We start from the raw sequence: 24909 nt of genomic DNA on the forward strand, positions 1-24909 counted from the left end.
AAACCTCTTTAAAAATATATCGAGTTTTAAAACTGAAATGCTTCATGTAGTCATAGATGGTCACTATTTAGTGTTTTTCGTGCTAAATTGTGATATAGTCAAAAACTCATTTACCATTAAAACTAATTTCAGTATTTTTGCCAAATTCAAATAATACTACAAAACACCTAATTAATGGCTTTAAATACTATAAACCCGACAGAAACGAATGCTTGGAAGAAACTTGAAATGCATTATAACGAAATGCAAAAAGCTTCAATGCAAGAATTATTTCAATTGGACGCAACTAGAACTGAAAAATTCAATTTGAAATGGAATGATTTTTTAATTGACTATTCAAAGAATATTATTAATCAAGAAACACTTCAGTTGTTGCTGGAATTGGCAGACGAAGTTGGACTTAAAAGCGCAATTGCAGAATATTTTGATGGTGCGATAATCAATCAAACGGAAAATAGAGCAGTGCTTCATACCGCATTGCGAGCGCAAGAATCAGCAGTTATAAATGTTGATGGAAACAATGTAATTCCGGAAATATATGAAGTAAAAAATAAAATAAAAAAATTTACAAATGAAGTCACTTCAGGTGAAAGAATGGGTTACACAGGAAAACCTTTCACTGATGTCGTTAATATAGGTATTGGAGGTTCAGATTTAGGGCCCGCTATGGCAGTTGAAGCATTGCAATTTTACAAAAATCATCTTAATGTTCATTTTGTTTCAAATGTTGATGGCGATCATATAAATGAGATTATAAAAAAACTAAATCCGGAAACTACCCTTTTCGTGATTGTTTCTAAAACATTTACCACGCAAGAAACATTGACTAATTCTGAGACCATCAGAAAATGGTTTTTATCCCGAGACTTCGGAACAACTCAAGAAGATATTGCTAAACATTTTGTTGCGGTTTCTACCAATATGCAAAAAGTAACAGAGTTTGGGATAAACCCGAACAATGTATTTCCTATGTGGGACTGGGTTGGAGGAAGGTTCTCTTTATGGAGTGCCGTTGGACTTACGATAAGTTTAGCCGTAGGATACGATAATTTTGATGAATTTCTACAAGGAGCTAATGAAATGGACGAGCATTTCAGGACTGCTAATTTTGATCAAAATATGCCAGTTACTTTAGCATTATTAAGCATTTGGTACAATAATTTTTTTGGTGCCGAAAGTGAAGCCTTGATTCCATATACACAGTACTTGCAGAAATTAGCCCCTTATTTGCAACAAGGAACGATGGAAAGTAATGGTAAAAGCGTGGGACGTGATGGGAAAACTATCAACTACCAAACCGGAACTATTATTTGGGGAGAACCGGGAACGAATGCACAACATGCTTTTTTTCAATTAATTCACCAAGGGACTAAATTGATTCCTGCAGATTTTATCGGTTTTGTAACTCCTTTATATGGAGACTATGACCATCATGATAAACTAATGTCTAACTTTTTTGCACAAACGGAAGCGTTAATGCACGGGAAAACAGAAGCACAGGTTCAGGCAGAATTTGATAAACAAGGTATTTCAGAAGACAAGGCTAAATTTCTTTTGCCGTTTAAAGTTTTCACAGGAAATAAGCCTACCAATACTATTTTAATTCAGAAATTATCGCCAAAAACTTTAGGTTCTTTGATCGCTTTGTATGAGCACAAGATTTTTGTACAGGGAGTGATCTGGAATATTTTTAGCTTTGATCAATGGGGAGTTGAATTAGGAAAACAATTGGCAAATTCTATTTTAGATGAAATTAATACGAAAACGATTAAAAGTCATGACAGTTCTACAGCCTTTTTATTAAATCATTTTCTGATGAATAAGTAGTGTTAATTATGCCATTAATTTTTATAATTTTATAAATTTAGGTCTGTTATTAATTTGCGGCTCTCTTTCTTTGGATTTTTTAGGATTTAAAAGCCCTGGTTATAATTTAATCAGGGCTTTTTTATGGATAAGTAACTCTGTTATAGTAGTTTTATAAAAAAAATATGATTTATTCCAGAATGTAATATTAGTTTTTTTTGTGAAAAAATTAATAAAAAATTAATAAGATGAGTAATATTATATGTTTTTAACAAAAAAAATGAGTTTATCATTTTAAGTAAAAATTCCTACCAGAAAAAGATATTATTCTTAACGTTGTGTTAACTTTTTAAGATAAAAATGTTATATTTTTGCTGAAATTTAATAAACTAAACAAAAAACAAAAATGAAAAGAATTATTTTTATTTTGATTATTTTTTTATCAGTCGTAGGTCATTCGCAGGTTACTAGTTCTGCTATGTCTGGTACTGTTAAATCAAATTCTGGAGAGACTCTGCCTGGAGCTTCAGTTGAGGTTGTTCACAAGCCTACTGGAACAAAATATTTCTCTACAACAAGTGCTAATGGAGGATATGCAGTTCAGGGAATTAGACCAGGTGGTCCTTACACTGTAAAAGTAACTTACGTTGGTTACAAAACAACTGAAATCACAGAAATCAATGCTCCTTTAGGGAATAATTTAACTGTAAATGTTGTTATAGACGAAGAATCAAATGCTTTGAATGAAGTGATTGTTTCTACAAAATCTAAAGGGAATTTTAATAAAGGAAGAACTGGAGCATCGCAACAATTTTCTAACAGAGAAATCACAGCAGTGCCAGTAACGGGAGCACGTTCAATAAACGCCATAACGAAGTATAATGCAAACGCAGGTAGTAATGGTACTTTTGGAGGACAAGATTCAAGATTAAATAATTTTACAATTGACGGATCGGTTTTTAACAATGGTTTTGGACTAGGTAATGATTCACAAGCAGGAGGTAGAACAGGTTCTACTGCGATTTCTTTAGATGCTATTGAACAATTGCAAGTAAGCATTGCGCCTTATGATGTACGTCAATCAGGATTTTTAGGATCTGGAATAAATGCAGTTACTAAGAGTGGAACAAACGAAGTAGAAGGATCAGTTTACAATTCATTCAGAAGTAACAAAAAAGATTTTATTGGAAATAAAGCAGGAGACAACGTAGTTATTCCTGGAAAATTTGATGAAAAAATTTGGGGAGCTAGAATTGGAGCACCGATCATAAAAGACAAATTATTTTTCTTTGGAAATTTTGAAACTTTAGAAAATATAAGTCCAGCTACAACTTGGACTTCTACAGGTTCTACACAAGCAAGCGCTCAGGTTTCCGCACCTACTTACGCGCAGATGGAAACACTTTCTAATTTTTTACAAGACAAGTTTAATTACACCACTGGACCATGGGAAAATTATGATGCCGAAAGAATTTCAAAAAAATTCCTTGCCAGAGTTGACTGGAATATTAATAGCAATCATCAATTGACGGCTCGTTATGTGTTTCACAACTCCAATTCTGACGAGTTAACTTCAAACTCTTTTTCATTAGGAAATGGTAATAGGAGAACAAGTCCGCTTGCAATGTCCTTCAAAAATAGCGGTTACGTTATTCAGGATAACACTAGATCAGCAGTTTTAGAATTAAACAGTAAATTAAGTAATTCTTGGTACAATAACTTTATTGCGGGTTACGACAAACAAATTGAAGATAGAGCGTTACAAGGTGGTGGTTTGTTTCCAACAATTGACATTTTAAATGGCTCAAATACTTACATTTCTGCAGGTTTAGATCCATTTACACAGGGTAATAAACTGTCCTATTCTACTTTACACTTTACTAATAATTTGACCAAAACTATAGGTAAACATTCATTATTGTTTGGAACTAACTTTGAGTATTTCAAATCAAGTAACTTGTTCTTCTCAGGTTCAAACGGTGTTTATATCTTTAACTCACTAACTGATTTTTATGCTGCGGCTAACCAATCTGCTAACACAGGAGGAATTCCATCAACAACTGCTCTTCCCGCGCGTTTTCAGTTTAGATATTCTGCTTTACCAGGAGCGCAAGAGCCATTGCAAATATTTAAGTCTAATAAATTAGATTTATATACTCAGGATGAAATGAAATTGAGTGATCGATTCAAATTAACAGTAGGTCTTCGTGCTTCTGCAGTATGGTTTGCTGATACAGCCCTTGAAAATCCTGCAGTTACTGCTTTAACTTTTGGACAAGGACAAAAATTCAACACTGGTGACATGCCTGATACTCAGTATTTGTTTGAACCAAGAGTTGGTTTCAACTTAGACTTAAATGGTGATGCAAGTACTTTACTTCGTGGAGGTAGTGGTATTTTTACAGGTAGAGCTCCTTCAGTTTTTTTATCTAATGCTATTGGAAATAATGGTGTACTAACAGGCTTTGTTGACGTTAGTGGTCCAGCATTAGCATCAGGAGGATATGGTTTTACTCCAAATCCTAATGATTATTTTATTCCAAATACACCAACTCTTCCAACTACATTTGAATTGGCTTTCACCAACAAAAAATTTAAGTTTCCTCAAGTTTGGAAAACTAATGTAGCGGTTGATCAAAAACTTCCTTTCGGATTCGTAGGAACAGTTGAAGGGATTTTTCAAAGAAACATTAATGCGATCCATTATTACAACAGTAATTTTGATGCGCCTGTTGGAACTTTCAGTGGTCCGGATAAGAGACCAAGATATGCACGTAACGATGCAGGTGTTCGTGTAAATGATAATGTTTCTAGTGCAGTTGTTTTGACCAACACTGATAAAGGATATTTTTATTCTACAACTTTTAAATTAGAGTATCCTTACAAAAAAGGTCTTTGGGGATCGTTCGCTTACACATATTCAAGTGCTAATGATTTATTATCTCCGGGTTCTATTGCTTCTGGTTCATGGACAGGTGCTAGATCTGTAAATGGTAACAACGATTTACCATTAGCATTATCTAACAATAATACTCCACATAGATTAGTTGGTATTTTAGGATACAAAATCGAATATGGTAAAAATGTTGGCGCGGCGACTTCAATCAATTTAGGATATATTGGTGAACAAGCTGGACCATTTTCTTACTCTTACGGAGGAGATATGAATGGAGACAGAGTTAATAATAATGACTTAATTTATGTTCCCAAAAGCGGGAATGAAATTCGTTTTCAACCATTGGCAGTTACAAATAGAGTGAATAATGTTAATGTTGTAACGACTTATTCTGAAGTACAACAACAAGCGGCTTACGACCTTTACATTAATCAAGATAAATATCTTTCTACAAGAAGAGGACAGTATGCTGAAAGAAATGGTGGAGTTTTGCCTATGTTGCATAGATTAGACTTATCAGCTACTCAAGATTTTTATATTACAATCGCTGGTAAAAAGAACAATTTTCAATTTAGAGCTGATATCTTAAACTTTACAAATTTCATTAATAAAGATTGGGGTGTTACACAAAGAGTTACAAATTCAAATGTTTTGAATTTCAGAACAACAACTGCGAATGTTCCTTTTTATCAATTAGCAACTCAAGTTGAATCTGATGGAAGTAGAATCTTAATTAAAGATACTTTTAAGAAAAACGCTTCAACTTTTGATGTGTGGCAAGCACAATTTACACTTAGATATATTTTTGGAAAATAAGAGTATTTAAAGTAATTGAATATTTAAAACCACGTTTAAAAACGTGGTTTTTTTATGCCTTTTTTTATTATATTTGTTAAAACAAAAACAATATCTATGTACGATTTTATTCAAAAATTCCATTCCGGTTGGGCTTATTTAGCACTTTTAGTATTAGTGGTTGCTGTGGTTAACTCCTTTATCGGGATGTCTTCTAAAAAAGATTTCACTTCAAAAGATCGAAAAATTGCATTGTTTGCTTTAATAGCAATTCACATTCAATTATTAGTTGGTATCATTTTATACTTTGTATCACCCTTAGGTTTGGCTTCATTTGGACAAATGGCTGACAAAGCATTACGCCTAACATCTTTAGAACATCCGTTGATCAATATCATTGCGATTGTTCTTATTACAATTGGTTGGTCCAAGCATAAAAAGTTAATGACAAGTGAATCTAAATTTAAAACTTTTTCTATTTTTTACGGTCTAGGTTTATTACTTATTTTGAGTAGAATACCATGGAATATGTGGTTATAAAAACCGAATAAAGCTCTAGAAATAGGGCTTTTTTTATCTGGGTATGGTTTTTGTTTTAATAGATTTAATTAACAGAAAATATTTATGAAAAAATCAATTACTTTATTTTTTTTATTGACATTTATAAGCATACTAAGTAGTCAAAGTACAATCAGACAAAAAACGTTAGTCCAAAAAGACTCGATCAAAAAGAGTAAACTTGCATTAGAAAGTCAAGACAAGAAAATTGATTCTTTAAATAATGTATTAAGTGTTTTTAAGCCTTTTAAAAGAGAGGCACATGCATCATATTATGCTGATAAGTTTAACGGAAGAAAAACTACAAGCGGAAGAAAATTTGATAATAATAAATATACTGCAGCACACAAAAAACTCTCTTTTGGAACAAAAGTAAGGATTACCAATGAAAAAAATGGCAAATGGGTAATCGTCGAGATTACTGACAGAGGCCCTTTTGTAAAGTCCAGAGAAATTGACCTTTCAAAAAGGGCTTATATGGATATTACTTCCAATAAAGGTAGCGGAGGAATGTTAGTCACCATAGAAATAATAACGAAATAATTACCAGTTTTTGAAAGGATTATTGCTTAAATAGGCATTGTAATACCGAATGTCGCCGGTTAGTTCAGTACCCAACCAATCTGGTTTTTCAAAAGTCTCCGTTTCAGAGTTAAGCTCAATTTCTGCCACGATCAATCCTTCATTGTCTCCATAAAATTCATCTACTTCAAAAACATGATGGCCCTTTTTTATTTCAAAACGGGTTTTATCAATCACTCCTTTTTCACATAAAAGCAATAGCATTTGAGCTTCTGCTACCGGAATTTCTTTTTCCCACTCAAATCGGGATAATCCTGTATCGTTTGACGCTCCTTTGATAGTCAGAAATCCTTTGTTGCCTTTTATGCGAACGCGAACCGTACGCGCTGGATTTGAATTCAAATAGCCTTGTGCGATATGGTTTTTTGCAAAAGCTTCCGCTTTGAATGAATCATCTTTTACTGTAAATTTTCTTTCTATTTCAATCATTTTAGTATTTTTTATAGATAGCGTCTGCTATTTTCTTTATTGTATCTCTTCTCTTGCGTCTGACTTTTTATTTCAATATTTTCTATTTAAAAAAAGGGCTTCTTGGATTGCTCTTTCTTTGCCTTTCAAAAGAGTGCTATCTAATTGAAAATTCAACGTAAAGTTGTCCAGCACCGTAATTCAAAGGTATCAAAATATTTACTTTAATAGATTTTGATTCTTGAGTCTGTCTAACAAGCTGTAATTTTAGGAATAATTTACAGTAGTTTGTTTTCCGATTTGTATTTTTACAAAAATTGAACTAATATAATGAAGGCATTTTTCAAAGCAAAACCAAAGCCAACTATTGCTGGACTTTTAACTGAGTTTTTTGGTGAAGCGCAGTCTTGGCGTGAAACAAATGATCGCTTGGAGCCTTTAGTAGAGTTGATTCGGTTGATTCGACCTTTAAAAATCAAAAATGTTCAAAGGGTAGATTTACAGGAAATCATTTTATTTTTGAAAGAAAACTATTTGTGTCGACAACAGTTTTTTATTTATCTCAAAGAAATTTTAAAAGATAAAAAGTTCAATAAAATTCTTGCTGATGCGGCAATTCTTCAGGATGTAGATTTTATTTTTGAAGTCAAAAAAAGGATTTTCGCGAAATTTTTGCCGTATCAACCCCAAAAAGATACTTTAGAATATATTCTTAATCAAGTTTTTTATTTAGCGAATGACGGGATTTGGATCAACAAAATTCCATTAAGTCAGTTGGGAGAATTATATAATCTTTTGAGGTTTAAATCCATTTACGAAAGTATAGAACCTAACTCCGTTTTATCGGAATTATTAGTTTCCATGCATTTAATCACACAACGGATCAGTGGTCGTGCGATGGAAACGGATGTAATTAAAATGGTACCGGAATTCGATGATCTTGAAAGTCCTTTTTCAGCTTTTGAAAAGGAATTATTTCTAATTGAAGAGCGGATTAGAAGTTCAGATAGACATTATATCGCTTCGGATGATTTGTCTTATGCACAGCTGCTGGTTTTGCACAAACAATGCGTAGAATTTGTAGATAAAGCATTTCATAACAGTTCAAAATATGGAATTTCACTTCGGGTGAACCAAAATTTATTAAAAATTAGACAGCAATTAGAACGATTAAAATTTTTGATTTCATTATTGACTGTCGGTAAAGAAAAAGATAAAAAAAATAATGGAATTATATTGGCGTTGCGGTTGATAAAATTCAATTGTTATAAAAATAATGTTCGAAAATTTATTGGAGAAAGCACACAATTGATTTCGTATGAAATCACACAACACACAGCAAAAACAGGAGAACATTATATTACAGAAAGCCGAAAAGAATATTACAAAATGTTCAAAACGGCATTGGGTGGTGGTTTCATTGTGGGGATTTTGTGCGTTATCAAAGTGTTGCTGTCTAAAGCGGATACGAGCTTTTTTGGGCATGCGTTTTTATATAGTATGAATTATGCATTTGGTTTTATTGCCATTTATCTTCTCGGTTTTACTTTGGCGACTAAACAACCGGCGATGACAGCTTCGGCTTTAATAAAAGCATTGGAGGAAGGCGTGATAAAAAAAGGAAAAGATGCTGAAAAATATAAAGCTTTCGCCATCCTTTTTGCCCGCGTTTTCCGCTCGCAGTTTATTGCATTTGTAGGGAATGTTATTATGGCTTTTCCGGTTTCATTACTCGGAATTTGGTTGATTGACTATTTTTTGAACTACAATATCGCCGCGAGTAAATGGGAATCTTTATTGATTGATTTAAGCCCGATACACTCGTTGGCAATTTTTCACGCTGCTATTGCCGGTGTATTTCTGTTTTTATCCGGAATTATTTCAGGAAGTATTGCTAACAGAGACAAACACAATCAAGTTTATTTCAGGATTACAGAGCATCCTTTTTTGAAAAGGAATTTAGGAAAAACTAAAACGTTGAAATTAGCGAAACTCTACGAAAAAAGATGGGCTGGTATCATTTCAAATTTTTGGTTTGGAATATTTATGGGAAGTACGGCATCTATTGGGTTATTTTTAGGATTAAATCTCGACATTCGTCATATCACTTTTGGTAGCGGAAATCTTGCACTAGCTTTATATGGAGCCAATTATAATGTGAGTGACGCCATGTTATTCTGGGGTGTTTTTGGAATAGGAATTATAGGATTAGTCAATTTTATGGTCAGTTTTAGTCTGTCAATGGGACTTGCCTTTCGTTCTAGAGCAATCTCATTATATGAATTACGATTCGTTACCGTTTCCATTTGGAATCATTTCAAATCAAGTCCTGTCAGTTTCTTTTTTCCGACAGAAAAGAAAGCTAAATCAGTTGTAGTCGAAAATTATTTGAACTTCGAGGACCGGAAAAACTCATAGTGTGTCAGTCATTTGAAAACAAAAACGGTTATGCAATACGGTTAAGATGCAGGAGTTAATTCTAAATAGAAAAATTATACACGTCGATATGGACGCTTTTTATGCCTCGGTGGAGCAGATGGATAATCCATTTCTGAGAGGTAAACCTATTGCTGTTGGAGGTTCTGACAGTCGGGGTGTTGTGGCAGCTGCAAGTTATGAGGCCAGGAAATTTGGAGTCCGAAGTGCAATTAGCGGAGTTTTAGCCAAGAAAAACTGTCCGGAACTCATTTTCGTCAAACCCCGATTTGACCGTTACAAGGAAATTTCGAGTAAAATTCAAAAAATCTTTCACGATTATACAGATTTAGTTGAGCCATTATCACTTGACGAAGCGTATTTAGATGTTACTGTTAACAAAAAAGGAAATCCAAGCGCTACATTATTGGCAGCGGAAATAAGACAACGTATTTTCAAGGAAGTGGGTCTAACTGCTTCGGCTGGAATATCAATCAATAAGTTTGTAGCCAAAATTGCTAGTGACTACAATAAACCAAACGGACAAAAAACGGTTAATCCGGATGAAGTAATTTCATTTTTAGAAGCGTTGCCCATTCGGAAATTTCATGGTGTTGGGAAAGTTACCACTGAAAAAATGTACCAACTTGGAATTTTTACCGGAGTGGAATTAAAGAATAAATCTTTGGAATTTTTGGAAAAACATTTCGGAAAATCAGGTGCTTATTATTATCATGTGGTTCGGGGGATTCACAATAGTGAAGTAAAATCCAATCGAACTGCAAAATCAGTTGCTGCCGAACATACTTTTGATGTTAATCTTTCTTCTGAAATTTTCATGATGGAGAAATTGGAAAGTATTGCGGCAGCGTTAGAAAAAAGGCTAAAAAAGTATGATGTAGCTGGCAAAACAGTCACGTTAAAAATCAAGTATAGCGACTTTACTCAGCAAACCCGCAGTAAAACCCTGCCGTATTTTATTGCTGATAAAGTATTAATTCTCGAAATCGTAAAGGAATTGTTGTTTCAGGAGCGGATGAAAGATTCTGTTCGATTACTTGGCATCTCAGTAAATAATTTAAACACAGAGGAGAAAAAGTTTGTTGTAGTGCAGTTAAAATTTGATTTTTAGGTGTTTAAAGCATGTTCAACAATGGTTAAAGTTGAATAATTGCTGTTTTATCGTTACAAATAAATTTACATTTGTCTTTTTAAATCGATAAATCATGAATAATTTTAAACAATATGAAGATGCTATTGCGGTGTATCACAATGGTTTAAACGTAAAGACAGCTCCAATTTTCTGCTGGGATTTTCACAATGAATTTTTGACTGAAGTAAAGAGCTTTTTTTTGGATTTAAATAAATTAAATTCAATTTCTTCCAAAAATAAATGGGTGGAGAATAACTGGGATTTAAAAAATAGTCTCAGAGATGAAGTTATAATTGTCACTGATGCAAGATTAAAGATTGTTTTTGCTTCACATAACATAGTAAAAATGAATGGCTATGTAGAAGATGAAGTATTGGGTAAAAGCCCAAAGATGTTTCAGGGTGAAGCGACTAATCACATTACTTCAAATGAAATCCGAATAGCAATATTAGATCAGCAACCTTTTGAGAAAGTTGTCATGAATTACAAAAAGAACGGGGAAGTTTATGCTTGTTTGATAAAAGGATATCCTGTTTTCAACAGCAAAGGTGAATTGAGTCATTATATCGCTTTTGAGAAAGCTGCATAAAAGAGAAAACCTTTCCAGTCTGGAAAGGTTTTCTCTTTTTACATAAATATATAGGTTAGTTTTTACTGTTCAATTTAGATAGTAATCTTAAAAACTCAATATACAGCCAAACTAATGTAATCATTAATCCCATGGCACCATACCATTCCATGTATTTTGGCATTTTTTGTTCAACTCCTTTTTCAATGCGATCAAAATCTAAGAATAAATTTAAAGCTGCGATGATAATCACAAAAACGCTGATGCCAATGCTCATCAGGGAGTTTCCATAATGAACGGGAACAAAACTGGTAAACATGGAGAAAACCCAAGATATAAGATAGTAAGTGGCTATAGCTAACGTAGCTGCCACGACAACTGATTTGAATTGCTCCGTCACTTTTACAATTTTATACTTATACAAACCCAGACAAACCATAAAAGTTACAAAAGTTGCGCCAACCGCCTGAACTACAATTCCAGGATATTTGACTTCAAATATTGCCGAAATTCCACCAATAAATAATCCCTCGAACAGCGCATATCCCGGAGCTAGATAAGGAGAATATTGTGGTTTGAAAGCAGCAATAAGCACTAAAACTAACCCAACGACAGCTCCGCCAATAGCAGCAACCAAAGGGTTCATTCCGTTAAAAGTCAGCCACCAGATTACGGTTGCAGATGCGGTAAGAAGCAAAAATAAGATTAAACTTTTATTAATAGTGCCAGACAAAGTCATCTCCTCATTATAATCTATAATCGTTGCATGATGTACCTCATCTCTTTTTGAAACTGCAGTTGACGAAAAAGTTTTATTGTTTAAAAATGGATTTTTAGAATTTAAACTCATAATTTTTAGGGTTATTTGTTGTTCAAATATAAATTTTATTTTGCAGAAGAAGGTGTAATTACTCTTAAATTTTTGTAAACTAAAATCATATTATTTGGAATATTGCATAAAAAAAATCCATCTTATTTCGTTTTAAAACGAGACAAGACGGAAAGTATTTGAGCAGTTTTAAACTATTCTATTTCAGAAACTCTCAAGGTGTTGACCATTCCTTTATCTTTGATAGGCATTGCTGCTAGATTGATAAGGAAATCTCCTTTTTGTACAAAACCTTTTTGTTTTACAATTTCGTTGATGTCAGTTACGGTATCATCGGTACTAACATCTTTGGTATACATAAAAGATTTTACGCCCCATAATAAATTAAGTTGAGTAAGAATTCTTTTATTGGATGTAAATACTAAAATATGTGCATTTGGTCTCCAAGCTGATATTTGAAAAGCCGTATAGCCACTATTTGTCAATGTACAAATTGCTTTGGCTTTGATTACATTCGCCATGCTTGCTGCGTGATGACAAATGGTTTTAGTGATAAAACGTTTTGTTTTTATTTGTGGAGTGTTTTGTGGTACTTGAATTAGCGGAGAATCTTCTACTGCTTCAATGATTTGAGTCATTTTTTGAATTACCTGAACTGGATAATTACCAGTTGCTGTTTCTCCTGAAAGCATTACTGCATCTGCACCATCCATAACTGAGTTTGCAACATCATTCACCTCGGCGCGAGTTGGTGTCAGGCTGGTAATCATAGTTTCCATCATTTGTGTAGCAACGATAACTGGAATACGAGCTGTTTTAGCTTTACGAATCAATTCTTTTTGAACAAGAGGAACTTCATGTGCCGGAAGTTCTACTCCTAAATCTCCTCGGGCAACCATTAATCCATCGCAATAGGCAACAATCTTGTCGATATTTTCTAAAGCTTCCGGCATTTCTATTTTTGCAATAATTGGAATTTTATAATCCGAATGTTTTGCGATTAAATCCTGTAAGTCTTGTAAGTCTTGCGGTGTTTTTACAAATGATAGTGCGATCCAGTCTACATTTTGGCTAATAGCAAATATGGCATCTGCAATATCTTTCTCGGTCATTGCGGGAAGCGATATTTTTGTATTTGGTAAATTAACCCCTTTTTTAGATTTTAATTCACCACCTTGAATTACTCTTGCAATAACTTCTGTTTTCTTATCAGTCTCCACAATTTCGAAAATGAGCTTTCCATCATCAAGTAGAATTCTTTCCCCTGGATTTACATCATTTGGAAAGTTTTGGTATTTCATGAATACTTTCTTTGCAGTTCCAAGTATATCTTCGGCGGTAGTAAATGTAATTAGATCACCGTCATGCACTACTACACCTTCTTTCATAACTCCTACGCGAAGTTTTGGACCTTGTAAATCGCCTAGAATTGCTGTGGTATATCCAAACTCTTCATTTAATCCTCGTATCAGGTTTATTTTTTCTTTTACATCTTCGTAATCAGCATGCGAAAAATTTACTCGAAACACATTTACGCCTGCGTCAATCATGTCTTTTATGATTTCTCTTGTACTACATGCAGGCCCAAGTGTGGCTACAATTTTAGTTTTTTTGTTTGTAAGCATTGGTATTAAAAAATTAAATTGTTTTTAGATTTTATTTTATTTGTATCTACTATATAAACAGTTGATATGCTGTCTATGGTATTTAATAGGAGTTGTATATTAGATACATTCATGGTATCGTCGTTATTTTCTATTTTCAAAAAATAATCTACTTTTTTGAATTCAGGAAGTAAAAAGACTTTTGTTGCCACTTCCATTGTTACATCTGAAAATAGATTTGGAGTGTTTCCTTTTTTATATTGGATTACCTCGTTTTTATTTTGAATCAAATTCCAAGTAATGGTACTTTCTTTATCAATGTAATAAAATCTGGAAAAATTAGTCTCTCCTTCTTTTATATTAATTTGAATTTCATTCTCACTTTTACTTAGGTTTACAGGCAATTTTTGATTAATAAAAAATGCCAATCTATAGTCTTCTAAGAAAGTATGAATCGCAATAAGATAGTAATCTATTTTGTCAAATTCGCCAAGATCAAGTTTATGAATAGCCATTTCATGAGAAAATAAGATGTAAATATAGTATTTCTAATGAAGCATAAGGGCCTCAAAACGCGATGTTTTTGTTAATTTATGAACGAAAACGATATAGTTTTATAAATGTTAAGATTATTTTCTATCCATTTTTTCTTGAAATGCAAAATAAGCGCGTTGGGATGCTTTTTCTTCTGCTTTCTTTTTAGAGGTTGCTCTTGCTTTTGCAATTACCTTGTCGTCAATGCTAAGTTTTACACCAAACAAACGTTGTCCGTCAATGGCATTGTCCTCAAAAATATCATAATGGAATATTTTTTTCTCTTTTTGACACCATTCGATAACCAGACTTTTATAACTGATTACTTTTCCTTCGAGTCTTGCAATGTCTACGTAGGGAATTACGACTCTCTTTTGAATGAATTTTTCGCAATACACATAACCTCGGTCTAAGTATATGGCTCCAACCAACGATTCAAAAATATTACCATGGATGTTTTCTCCAAAATGCTGAAGTGGCACTTTGCTTTCTATATATTGAACTAAATTCAGGTCTTTGCCTAATTCGTTCAAGTGTTCTCGGCTTACAATTTTAGAACGCATTTTGGTCAGATAACCCTCGTCACCTGCGGGTGCTTTGCTGAATAAATGGGCAGCAATAACGGAACTTAACATGGCATCACCCAAAAATTCTAATCGTTCGTAATTGATTGGATTTCCTAAAACATCCAGACGATTAGAGGAGCGATGGGTAAACGCTTTTTTATAAAAATCAAGATTTAACGGGGCAAATCCTAAAATTTTCTGAATAGAATCAAAAAAAATCCCGTCTTCTGGCGAACGGGATTTTGAAAATATTTTTCTGATTATACGCATATATAATTAGATTTCTAATTTTTTTACCAATACACAAGCATTGTGACCTCCAAAACCGAAAGTATTACTCATAACAACATTCATGTCTCTTTTTTGCGCTTTGTTAAATGTAAAGTTCAGTTTAGAATCTATGTTTTCATCATCCGTAAAATGATTGATTGTAGGTGGTACTATTCCATGTTTTAACGAAAGAATCGAAGAAATTGTTTCAACCGCTCCTGCTGCTCCTAGTAAATGACCTGTCATGGATTTAGTCGAATTTAAATTCATCGTGTACGCATGTTCACCAAAAACATGCAATATTGCTTTAGATTCTGCCATATCACCAAGTGGTGTTGAAGTTCCGTGCATATTTACACCATCAACATCAGTTGCTTGCAAACCAGCATCTCTTAAGCAGTTTAACATTACATTTTTAGCGCCTAATCCTTCAGGATGCGGTGCAGTAATGTGATACGCATCAGCTGACATTCCGCCACCGCCTATTTCGCAATAAATTTTTGCTCCACGGGCAACAGCATGTTCATATTCTTCCAATACCAGCGCACCAGCTCCTTCGCCTAAAATAAAACCATCTCGGTCTTTATCCATTGGTCTTGAAGCAGTTTTAGGATCGTCGTTTCTGGTTGATAAAGCATGCATAGCATTAAAACCTCCCATTCCGGCTATCGTCACCGCAGCTTCAGAGCCACCGGTTATCATCGCATCAGCATGTCCTAATCTAATATAGTTAAAAGCGTCGATTATAGCATTTGTAGAAGAAGCACAAGCTGAAACAGTAGTGAAGTTTGGACCTCTGAAACCGTATTTTATAGAAATATGACCACCGGCAATATCCGAAATCATTTTTGGAATAAAGAATGGATTAAATTTTGGTGTGCCATCTCCGGCGGCAAAGTTCAACATTTCAATTTGAAACGTTTCCAGGCCGCCAATACCTGATCCCCAAATAACACCAACTCTGTCTTTGTCTAATTTTTCAAAATTAAAACCTGCATCAAGTACCGCTTCATCTGATGAAACCATGGCATATTGTGCATAACGGTCCATTTTTCGGGCTTCTTTTCTGTCTAAAAAATCTTCAGCATTAAAATTTTTCAATTCGCAGGCAAATTGCGTCTTAAATTTTGAAGCATCAAAATAGGTAATTGGAGCAGCGCCACTAACGCCGTTAATAAGTCCGTTCCAATAGTCTTCAATGTTATTTCCAATAGGTGTAAGAGCGCCTAAACCTGTTACAACAACTCGTCTTAATACCATAAATTCTTTATTTTTGTTATCTTTAAACAAATAAAACCCATGCTTTCTTTACTGTATTACTATTACAAAAGAGCCATGGGTGTTACAGTAAATATATTTGTGATTGAAATTCAATCTCGAATTTAATTTTAAAAATAATAATAACACCCGTTTACAAGAATGCAAACGGGTGTGTCTTTTATTATTTTTTAGCTTCCTCGATATAAGAGATTGCTTGACCTACAGTAGCGATGTTTTCTGCTTGATCGTCTGGAATTTGAATGTCAAATTCTTTTTCGAATTCCATAATAAGCTCAACAGTGTCTAATGAGTCAGCTCCTAAATCATTAGTGAAGCTTGCTTCTGTTACAACTTCGTTTTCGTCAACACCTAATTTGTCTACGATAATCGCTTTTACTCTTGATGCAATGTCTGACATAATCTTTAATTTTAGAATTTAATTTGTTGGCAAAAATAAAAAACTTTATTTTAAAACAACTATTTAGTTAATAAATGTGACATCTAATTTATGAAATTTATTTTAACAAAGCTGTCGCAATGTTATTTATTTTCGATTTTTATACCTTTTTTTGTGCAATTAAAACAAGTAAGGTTATGAAAAAAATTGTGGTTTTTGCTTCTGGATCGGGTACTAATGCTGAAAATATCATAAAGTATTTTGCAAAAACAAAAACGGGAAATGTTGTGGCAGTCTTCACAAATAATCGAAATGCGGGAGTGCTTGAAAGAGCAAAAACCTATGAAATACAAACAAATGTTTTCTCAAAAGAACAGCTTTTTGAAGGCGAAGTATTACATAAGGTAAATGAAATCCAACCGGATTTGATTGTTTTAGCAGGATTTCTATTGAAATTGCCTGCAAATATCATATCAGCCTATCCGGATAAGATCATAAATATTCATCCTGCTTTATTGCCAAAATATGGTGGAACAGGAATGTATGGGATGCATATTCATAAAGCAATTGTTGCCAATAAAGAAAATGAAACCGGAATTACCATTCATTTTGTTAATGAAAATTATGATGAAGGAAATATTATTTTTCAACAAAATGTTGTTTTAGCAGGTGATGAAACTCCCGAGGAAGTGGCTCATAAAATTCATGATTTGGAACAAAAATATTTCCCAACGGTAATTGAAGAAATCCTAAATCTAAAATCCTAATTCATAAATGGAACACGACGTACACATATACACGGATGGCGCAGCCAAAGGGAATCCCGGAAATGGCGGTTATGGTGTAGTGATGGAATGGGTAGGAAAGCCGTATAAAAAAGAATTCTATGAAGGTTTCCGTCGAACTACAAATAACAGAATGGAATTGCTAGGAGTTATTGTAGGCCTCGAAAAACTAAAGAATCCAAATACTAACGTTTTGGTGATTTCTGATTCTAAGTATGTGGTCGATTCAGTTGTTAAAAAATGGGTTTTAGGCTGGGAAAAAAAAGGATTTGTTGATAGGAAAAATTCCGACTTGTGGAAAAGATTTTTAGTGGCTTACAGAAAACATAAAGTTGATTTTAAATGGATCAAAGGACATAACAATCATGTTCAGAACGAAAGGTGCGATGAATTGGCCGTTATGGCTTCGATGCAAAAGGAACTTTCAGTCGATGCTTTCTATGAAAAAGAGGAGGCAAAGTTGTTGTGATTCAAGAATGTAAATTGGCAAAACTTTACAATTGAGACTCTTTGCAACTTTACAACTTATAAACTATCTTTGCGCCTTAATTCGAAACGTATATAATGAATAAATTATTGATTGTTGGAACAGTAGCTTTCGACGCAATTGAAACTCCATTTGGAAAAACTGACAAAATTTTAGGTGGTGCGGCAACTTATATTGGTTTATCGGCTTCCTTCTTTAATGTACAATCCGCTATAGTTTCTGTAATTGGCGATGATTTTCCGCAAGAATATTTAAATTTATTGACTTCAAGAAACATTGACATTTCTGGTCTTGAAATTGTAAAAGGAGGGAAAACTTTCTTTTGGAGTGGTCGTTATCATAATGACTTGAATTCAAGAGATACGCTGGATACACAACTAAACGTTTTGGCTGATTTTCAACCAAAAGTACCGCAAGATTATAAAAACGCTGATATAGTAATGTTAGGAAATTTACATCCATTGGTACAAAGCAGTGTTTTGGACCAAATGGAAACACAACCTAAATTGACAGTATTGGATACCATGAATTTTTGGATGGATTGTGCTTTACCTGAATTATTAGATGTAATAAAACGTGTAGATGTAATCACCATCAATGATGAGGAAGCAAGACAACTTTCGGGAGAATATTCTTTAGTGAAAGCGGCTGCAAAAATCCATACGATGGGACCTAAATATGTAGTGATTAAAAAAGGAGAACACGGAGCACTTATCTTTCATAATAAAGAAGTTTTCTTCGCGCCGGCTTTACCACTTGAAGAAGTTTTTGATCCAACTGGAGCAGGAGATACTTTTGCGGGAGGGTTTGCAGGATATTTAACGCAGAGTGAAAATATTTCATTCGAAAACATGAAAAACGCAATTATTCAGGGGTCAAATTTGGCTTCCTTTTGTGTGGAGAAATTTGGAACCGAAAGAATGGTTGATTTAGATAAAACCGAAGTAGTTTCCAGATTGCAACAATTCAAATCACTGACACAATTTGATATAGAATTATAATATTATGAAACCTCGGAAACGGGGTTTTTTTGTTAAATAAAATTAGCAGGGAATTACATCTGATTTATCTTTTTTTAAATCAGTAGAATTTATTTTTAGAATAACACAACAACACAAATAACCTTACAATGAGCGATGCTTTAAAACACGAGTGTGGTATAGCCTTAATTAGACTACTCAAACCGCTTGAATTTTACAAAGAAAAATACGGAACGGCTTTTTACGGAATCCAAAAGATGTATCTTTTGATGGAAAAGCAACACAATCGTGGACAAGATGGTGCTGGTTTTGCAAGTATAAAATTAGACGTGGAACCAGGAGAGCGTTACATTAGTCGTGTTCGTTCCAATCATGCACAACCGATTCAGGATGTTTTTGCGCAGATTAATGACAGAATTAATGAGGAAATGGCTTCTCATCCGGAATACGCGGATGATGTGGCGTTACAAAAACAGAAAATCCCTTATTTAGGAGAATTGTTTTTGGGACATGTTCGTTATGGAACTTTTGGAAAAAACAGCATTGAAAGCGTTCATCCTTTTTTACGTCAGAATAACTGGATGCACAGAAACTTGATTTTGGCTGGAAACTTTAACATGACGAATGTTAAAGAGCTATTTCAAAGTTTAGTGGAATTGGGTCAGCATCCAAAAGAAATGGCTGATACGGTGACTGTCATGGAAAAAATTGGTCACTTTCTGGATGACGAAGTAACTGATTTGTACCAAGAATGTAAAAATAATGGCTTGACCAAAAGAGAAGCGTCGCCGGTAATTGCTGAAAAGCTGGATGTTGCCAAGATTTTAACCCGAGCTTCTAAAAATTTAGATGGCGGTTACGCGATGGCTGGACTTCTGGGACATGGGGATTCGTTCGTATTTAGAGATCCGGCAGGAATTCGTCCCGCTTATTTTTATCAGGATGACGAAATAGTAGTAGTGGCTTCAGAAAGACCGGTAATCCAGACTGTTTTTAATGTGCCTTTCGAAAAAGTTCAGGAAATTGAACCAGGAAACGCATTGATCATTAAGAAAAACGGAACAGTTTCTATGCAGGAAATTCTTCCGCCAACGGTTAAAAAAGCATGTTCTTTTGAACGAATCTATTTTTCCAGAGGAAGTGATGCTGAAATATATCAGGAAAGAAAAACACTGGGAAGACTAATTCTTCCGGCTGTTTTAGACTCGATTGATCAAGATACAGACAATACGGTTTTCTCTTATATTCCAAATACAGCTGAAACTTCATTTTACGGATTAGTGGAGGCAGCACAAGATTTCTTGAATCAAAGAAAGAACAATTACATCCTTCAAAATAGAAATACCTTAACAAAGGAATCGTTGCAAGAATTACTTTCGGTAAAAATACGTACTGAAAAAGTAGCGATAAAAGATGCTAAACTAAGAACCTTTATTACAGAAGATAGTAGCCGTGACGATTTAGTAGCCCACGTTTATGATGTGACGTATGGCGTTATAAAACCCACGGATAATCTGGTAATAATAGATGATAGTATTGTTCGGGGAACCACCTTGAAAATGAGTATCATCAAAATGATGGATCGTTTGAATCCAAAAAGAATAGTAATTGTTTCCTCAGCACCACAAATAAGATATCCGGATTGTTACGGAATTGATATGGCTAAACTGGAAGGTTTGGTGGCTTTCAAAGCAGCTTTAGAACTGCTCAAAGAAAGAAATTTGTATCATCTTGTGGATGAAGTATATGTGAAATGTAAAGCGCAGGAAAACTTCAAGGACAATGAAATTGTAAATTACGTAACGGCAATATACGAACCTTTTCAACCTCAAGAGGTTTCAGATAAAATCGCACAAATGTTGAGTTCTCCGGAGATAAAGGCCGAAGTGAAAATTATTTTTCAAACAGTAGAAGATTTGCATACTGCTTGTCCGAAAAATTTAGGAGATTGGTATTTTACCGGAGACTATCCAACACCTGGAGGAAACCGAGTGGTAAACCGAGCATTCATGAATTTTTATGAAGGAAAAGACGCCAGAGCGTACTAATTTTGGGGTCGATGAGATTTTAATCGGTTTTCTAAGTTGTTCATCTAATTTATTTGGTGGCAACGAAGAACTAGTATAAATTTGAATCACCATAATATTAGTAGGTTAAGTTTATGGTAGATTTGGGGCAAAAAGGGTGGAAGAGATTCCACCTTTTTTATTGGAATAAAGTCAAAGCCCCTAACCCTTGAAGGGGAATAGAAGCAGAGATACAAAATAAATTTTCGCAGGAAAAAAAACAGGCTAGAAAAAAATTATTATTTTTTTCTAGCCTGTTTTTTTAATTCCCCCTTCGGGGATTAGGGGGCTTATTTCTCTAAAGCGAATCTTCTGGCTACCTCTGTCCAGTTAATTACATTGAAAAAAGCTTCGATATAATCGGGTCTTCTGTTTTGATAATGCAAATAGTAAGCATGTTCCCAAACATCCATTCCTAAAATTGGAGTTCCGCCACAACCTACACCAGGCATTAATGGATTGTCTTGATTTGGAGTACCGCAAACAGCTACTTTTCCACCTTTATGAACACAAAGCCAAGCCCATCCAGAACCAAATTGAGTTGCTCCAGCTTTGCTGAACGATGCTTTAAATTCTTCAAAAGTTCCAAAAGCAGCTTCAATCGCAGCCAATAAATCTCCAGTTGGAAGTCCGCCACCGTTTGGTGTCATTACAGTCCAGAACAAATTATGATTGTAAAAACCACCGCCATTGTTACGAACTGGCATGTTTTTCATATCAAGATTAATCAAAATATTTTCAATCGTCTTACCTTCCATATCCGTCCCTGCAATTGCTGCATTGAGATTGGTAGTATAAGCATTGTGATGTTTCGTGTGATGAATTTCCATCGTGCGCGCATCAATATAAGGTTCTAATGCGTCGTACGCATAAGGTAATTGTGGTAATTCAAAAGCCATAATATGATTATTTAAATGATTTATAAATATATTTATTCAAATTTAAACATTAAACTTTGGAAACGGAAATTCTATTTCGTTATAATTTCATTAAATTAATTGATAATGTGTTCTTTGAGATTGCAACAGTCTTGTTTTCAGGTGTTATTTCCTGCTTTCTGCAGCAAATGAAATTCATTGAACACCAATTAAAATAAAAGTATAGTGAAGTAATCTTTTATCCGTTGCAAAGGTTATTAAAAGGGTTGTGATCGCAAATTACGTTCCTTAATTCGTTTCATAGTAAAAGTTAGATTCAGTAATCAGGTTTAAAAAAGGTAATGTTTTTTAAATTGCCGTATTCTTTAAATATAACTAAAGAAACAAAATTACCTAATTATGATTGTGCCATCGCCATACAAACAATACTGATTTTTGCGCCGGGAATTTTCAATAAAGCTCTGGAACAAGCTTCCAGTGTTGCGCCTGTTGTGATAACATCGTCAATTAAAAGGAAATGTTTGTTGTGGTCTTTTCCAGTAAAAGAAACATCAAAAATGGTTTCGATTCCTTCTGTTCTTCCTAATAAGTTTTTCTTGGATTGCGTTTTTGAATACACATTCCGAATTAAAAGTGAATCATTATAATCGATATTTAAACTAGAAGAAAGTGCTGTTCCAAAAGCAGTTACCTGATTGTATCCTCTTTCTTTTAACTTTTTTCGGTGTAATGGAACAGGAATAATTTCATCAACAGATTGTAATAACTCAATGTTCTTTAAATCTTCGGAGTACCATTCGCCAAGAATTGTCCCTATTTCCTCGTGTCCTTTATACTTTAAATTATGGATAAGTTCTTGGACAATTCCCTTTTTATGAAAATAAAATAATGCTGAAGCATGCACTACAGGAATACGCCCATAAAACTTTTTGAAAGCATCATTCTCTGGATTCAAATGATGATTCGTCAGTGGAATGTCGTGTCTGCAAACCGTACAAATAACATTTTCATTGGATAATAAAAAGGAGCTGCAACCGGAACAGACTTTTGGAAAAAAGAGATTTATAATGCTTTCAAACATGTAATCAGGGATTTATTTATAAAAATAGACAAATCAATGCTTCAATCTTTAACAATTTTCTTTTTTTTAAGTTCACTTTTTATATTTTTGCATCATTATGGCAAAACAAGAAGATTTATTTAAGAATGTAATTTCGCACGCAAAAGAATATGGATTTATTTTTCCGTCAAGCGAAATATACGATGGTTTAAGTGCGGTCTATGATTATGCACAAAACGGAGTAGAATTAAAAAAGAACATACGCGAATATTGGTGGAAAGCAATGGTTCAAATGAACGATAACATTGTAGGACTTGACGCGGCAATATTGATGCACCCAACCACATGGAAAGCGTCAGGTCACGTAGATGCTTTCAACGATCCATTGATTGATAACAAAGATTCAAAAAGAAGATATAGAGCCGATGTTTTGATTGAAGATTATGCCGAAAAGCTAAATCAGAAAGCAATCAAAGAAATCGAAAAAGCACGCGCTCGTTTTGGAGATGCTTTCAACGAACAGGAATTTGTTACGACAAATGCCCGTGTGATGGAGTACAAAGCCAAAGAAAGAGAAATTCTGGAAAGAATGGCGCGTTCTTTAGGAAACGAAGATTTGGAAGATGTAAAAGCATTAATTGAAGAATTAGAAATTGCTTGTCCGGAATCAGGTTCTAGAAATTGGACCGAAGTGCGTCAATTCAACTTGATGTTTGGAACAAAACTTGGAGCTTCAGCCGATTCAGCAATGGATTTGTATTTGCGTCCCGAAACGGCTCAGGGTATTTTTGTGAACTTCCTGAATGTTCAAAAATCAGGTCGAATGAAAGTTCCTTTTGGAATTGCACAAACGGGTAAAGCGTTTAGAAATGAAATCGTTGCCAGACAATTTATTTTCCGTATGCGCGAGTTTGAACAAATGGAAATGCAATTTTTTGTGCGTCCAGGCGATGAAATGAAATGGTACGAACATTGGAAAGCGGCGAGACTTAATTGGCATTTGTCACTTGGTTTAGGAAAAGAAAATTACCGTTTTCACGATCACGAAAAATTGGCGCATTATGCGAATGCAGCTGCTGATATTGAATTTAATTTCCCTTTTGGATTCAAAGAATTGGAAGGAATTCACTCTCGTACCGATTTCGATTTAAAAGCGCACGAACAGTTTTCTGGCAGAAAATTACAATATTTTGATGCTGAATTAAATCAGAATTACGTTCCTTATGTAGTGGAAACTTCAGTAGGATTAGACAGGATGTTCTTGGCAGTTTTCGCAACTTCATTAAAAGAAGAAACGCTAGAAGATGGCTCCACAAGAACTGTTTTGAAATTACCTTCGGTTCTGGCTCCAACTAAAGCGGCAATTTTGCCATTGGTTAAAAAAGACGGATTGCCAGAAATCGCGCATAAAATCATTGACGATTTACGTTGGGATTTTAATGTGGCATATGATGAAAAAGATGCCGTAGGAAGACGTTACAGAAGACAAGATGCTCTTGGAACACCGTTTTGTATCACAGTAGATCATCAAACAATAGAAGATCAAACGGTAACGATTCGTCATAGAGATACAATGAAACAAGATCGTGTGGCTATTGCAGACTTGAAATCAATTATCGAAAATGAAGTTTCAATGAAAAACTGGTTGATGAAAATGTAATTAGTTGTGGATAATGTCTAGTCCTGAAAAAAGTTGACACGAATTAGATTTTAAAATTACACTAATTATTAACCTCGGAAGTAAAAACTTTCGAGGTTTTTTTCTTCCATTTTTTTGATTTGATTACTTGTTGTAAATGCGTCTGATTTGGCGTTAACATTTGACAACTTAAGTGAGGCCTATTTTGGTTATAAATATCAATAGATTCCCTTATTGCTTTTAATGCCTGTACATGATTTATAAATCCATCTATTAGTAAAAATTCATATTTTAAAATACCATTTATTCTCTCTGCTATTGCATTTTCGTAAGGATCACCATTTTCAGTCATACTAATTTTGATGTTGTTTTC

The 24909-nt window shown here is 34.1% G+C and carries 22 protein-coding genes; 12 read left to right on the forward strand and 10 right to left on the reverse strand.

Annotated features, from left to right (window positions below; translation table 11 throughout):
- Positions 1 to 174 precede the first annotated feature (174 nt).
- The 4 genes from pgi to BMZ76_RS04330 all read left to right on the forward strand — a co-directional run bounded on the left by pgi (position 175) and on the right by BMZ76_RS04330 (position 6598).
- Positions 175 to 1827 carry a glucose-6-phosphate isomerase gene (pgi, locus tag BMZ76_RS04315; RefSeq protein ID WP_091203478.1) on the forward strand — a complete coding sequence of 551 codons (1653 nt, stop codon included), beginning with the start codon at positions 175 to 177 and terminating at the stop codon, positions 1825 to 1827.
- Between the two features lie 385 nt (positions 1828 to 2212).
- Entirely contained in the window at positions 2213 to 5518 is a 3306-nt protein-coding gene (locus BMZ76_RS04320; RefSeq protein ID WP_091203479.1) for a TonB-dependent receptor, read from the forward strand.
- A gap of 96 nt (positions 5519 to 5614) precedes the next feature.
- Positions 5615 to 6037: a hypothetical protein gene (locus BMZ76_RS04325; protein WP_091203525.1), complete on the forward strand. Its 423-nt coding sequence runs from the start codon at positions 5615 to 5617 to the stop codon at positions 6035 to 6037.
- A gap of 84 nt (positions 6038 to 6121) precedes the next feature.
- On the forward strand, positions 6122 to 6598 hold the full coding sequence (locus BMZ76_RS04330) for a septal ring lytic transglycosylase RlpA family protein (RefSeq protein WP_091203480.1): 477 nt from the start codon (positions 6122 to 6124) through the stop codon (positions 6596 to 6598).
- Here the strand turns inward: BMZ76_RS04330 and BMZ76_RS04335 are convergent, their stop codons facing one another.
- A complete protein-coding gene (locus tag BMZ76_RS04335; protein ID WP_091203481.1) occupies positions 6599 to 7066 on the reverse strand; it encodes a CYTH domain-containing protein in 468 nt (155 codons plus the stop codon).
- 309 nt (positions 7067 to 7375) lie between these two features.
- Between BMZ76_RS04335 and BMZ76_RS04340 the strand changes: the two genes are divergently transcribed.
- The 3 genes from BMZ76_RS04340 (at position 7376) to BMZ76_RS04350 (ending at position 11202) form a co-directional block, all read left to right on the forward strand.
- Positions 7376 to 9463 (forward strand): recombinase, encoded by a 2088-nt coding sequence (locus BMZ76_RS04340; protein WP_091203482.1) that lies wholly within the window; start codon positions 7376 to 7378, stop codon positions 9461 to 9463.
- Positions 9464 to 9509: 46 nt separating this feature from the next.
- On the forward strand, positions 9510 to 10592 hold the full coding sequence (gene dinB / locus BMZ76_RS04345; RefSeq protein ID WP_091203483.1) for a DNA polymerase IV: 1083 nt from the start codon (positions 9510 to 9512) through the stop codon (positions 10590 to 10592).
- A 94-nt stretch (positions 10593 to 10686) separates the two neighbouring features.
- Positions 10687 to 11202, forward strand: coding sequence for a PAS domain-containing protein (locus BMZ76_RS04350; RefSeq protein WP_091203484.1), 516 nt, complete (start codon positions 10687 to 10689; stop codon positions 11200 to 11202).
- Between the two features lie 55 nt (positions 11203 to 11257).
- Here the strand turns inward: BMZ76_RS04350 and BMZ76_RS04355 are convergent, their stop codons facing one another.
- The 6 genes from BMZ76_RS04355 to BMZ76_RS04380 form a co-directional block, all read right to left on the reverse strand.
- Positions 11258 to 12031, reverse strand: a complete 774-nt coding sequence (locus BMZ76_RS04355; protein WP_091203485.1) for a Bax inhibitor-1/YccA family protein — start codon at positions 12029 to 12031, stop codon at positions 11258 to 11260.
- Positions 12032 to 12204: 173 nt separating this feature from the next.
- The gene (pyk, locus tag BMZ76_RS04360) at positions 12205 to 13635 is read right to left on the reverse strand and encodes a pyruvate kinase (RefSeq protein WP_091203486.1); all 1431 of its coding nucleotides are present in this window, start codon (positions 13633 to 13635) and stop codon (positions 12205 to 12207) included.
- A 5-nt stretch (positions 13636 to 13640) separates the two neighbouring features.
- Positions 13641 to 14129, reverse strand: coding sequence for an IPExxxVDY family protein (locus tag BMZ76_RS04365; protein WP_091203487.1), 489 nt, complete (start codon positions 14127 to 14129; stop codon positions 13641 to 13643).
- 114 nt (positions 14130 to 14243) lie between these two features.
- Positions 14244 to 14984 (reverse strand): ribonuclease III family protein, encoded by a 741-nt coding sequence (locus tag BMZ76_RS04370; RefSeq protein WP_091203488.1) that lies wholly within the window; start codon positions 14982 to 14984, stop codon positions 14244 to 14246.
- 6 nt (positions 14985 to 14990) lie between these two features.
- Positions 14991 to 16244 (reverse strand): beta-ketoacyl-ACP synthase II, encoded by a 1254-nt coding sequence (fabF, locus tag BMZ76_RS04375; protein ID WP_091203526.1) that lies wholly within the window; start codon positions 16242 to 16244, stop codon positions 14991 to 14993.
- A gap of 181 nt (positions 16245 to 16425) precedes the next feature.
- Positions 16426 to 16662, reverse strand: coding sequence for an acyl carrier protein (locus BMZ76_RS04380; protein ID WP_007137004.1), 237 nt, complete (start codon positions 16660 to 16662; stop codon positions 16426 to 16428).
- A gap of 176 nt (positions 16663 to 16838) precedes the next feature.
- Here BMZ76_RS04380 and purN point away from each other — a divergent pair, with 176 nt between their 5' ends.
- The 4 genes from purN to BMZ76_RS04400 all read left to right on the forward strand — a co-directional run bounded on the left by purN (position 16839) and on the right by BMZ76_RS04400 (position 20941).
- Positions 16839 to 17408: a phosphoribosylglycinamide formyltransferase gene (gene purN / locus BMZ76_RS04385; RefSeq protein WP_091203489.1), complete on the forward strand. Its 570-nt coding sequence runs from the start codon at positions 16839 to 16841 to the stop codon at positions 17406 to 17408.
- A 7-nt stretch (positions 17409 to 17415) separates the two neighbouring features.
- Positions 17416 to 17895 (forward strand): ribonuclease HI, encoded by a 480-nt coding sequence (rnhA, locus tag BMZ76_RS04390; protein ID WP_091203490.1) that lies wholly within the window; start codon positions 17416 to 17418, stop codon positions 17893 to 17895.
- 95 nt (positions 17896 to 17990) lie between these two features.
- The gene (locus BMZ76_RS04395) at positions 17991 to 18914 is read left to right on the forward strand and encodes a PfkB family carbohydrate kinase (protein ID WP_091203491.1); all 924 of its coding nucleotides are present in this window, start codon (positions 17991 to 17993) and stop codon (positions 18912 to 18914) included.
- 128 nt (positions 18915 to 19042) lie between these two features.
- Entirely contained in the window at positions 19043 to 20941 is a 1899-nt protein-coding gene (locus tag BMZ76_RS04400; protein WP_091203492.1) for an amidophosphoribosyltransferase, read from the forward strand.
- 308 nt (positions 20942 to 21249) lie between these two features.
- On the opposite strand, the gene BMZ76_RS04405 is transcribed toward BMZ76_RS04400, so the two are convergent.
- The gene (locus tag BMZ76_RS04405; protein WP_091203493.1) at positions 21250 to 21858 is read right to left on the reverse strand and encodes a superoxide dismutase; all 609 of its coding nucleotides are present in this window, start codon (positions 21856 to 21858) and stop codon (positions 21250 to 21252) included.
- Positions 21859 to 22234: 376 nt separating this feature from the next.
- Complete coding sequence (locus BMZ76_RS04410) at positions 22235 to 22918, reverse strand: ComF family protein (protein ID WP_091203494.1); 684 nt, start codon at positions 22916 to 22918, stop codon at positions 22235 to 22237.
- Positions 22919 to 23015: 97 nt separating this feature from the next.
- Between BMZ76_RS04410 and BMZ76_RS04415 the strand changes: the two genes are divergently transcribed.
- Complete coding sequence (locus tag BMZ76_RS04415; protein WP_091203495.1) at positions 23016 to 24557, forward strand: glycine--tRNA ligase; 1542 nt, start codon at positions 23016 to 23018, stop codon at positions 24555 to 24557.
- Between the two features lie 61 nt (positions 24558 to 24618).
- Here the strand turns inward: BMZ76_RS04415 and BMZ76_RS04420 are convergent.
- On the reverse strand, positions 24619 to 24909 hold a 291-nt coding region (locus BMZ76_RS04420), incomplete at its 5' end, for an integrase core domain-containing protein (RefSeq protein ID WP_143071051.1).

Origin of the sequence: Flavobacterium xueshanense (assembly GCF_900112975.1) — a bacterium.
GTDB lineage: Bacteria > Bacteroidota > Bacteroidia > Flavobacteriales > Flavobacteriaceae > Flavobacterium > Flavobacterium xueshanense.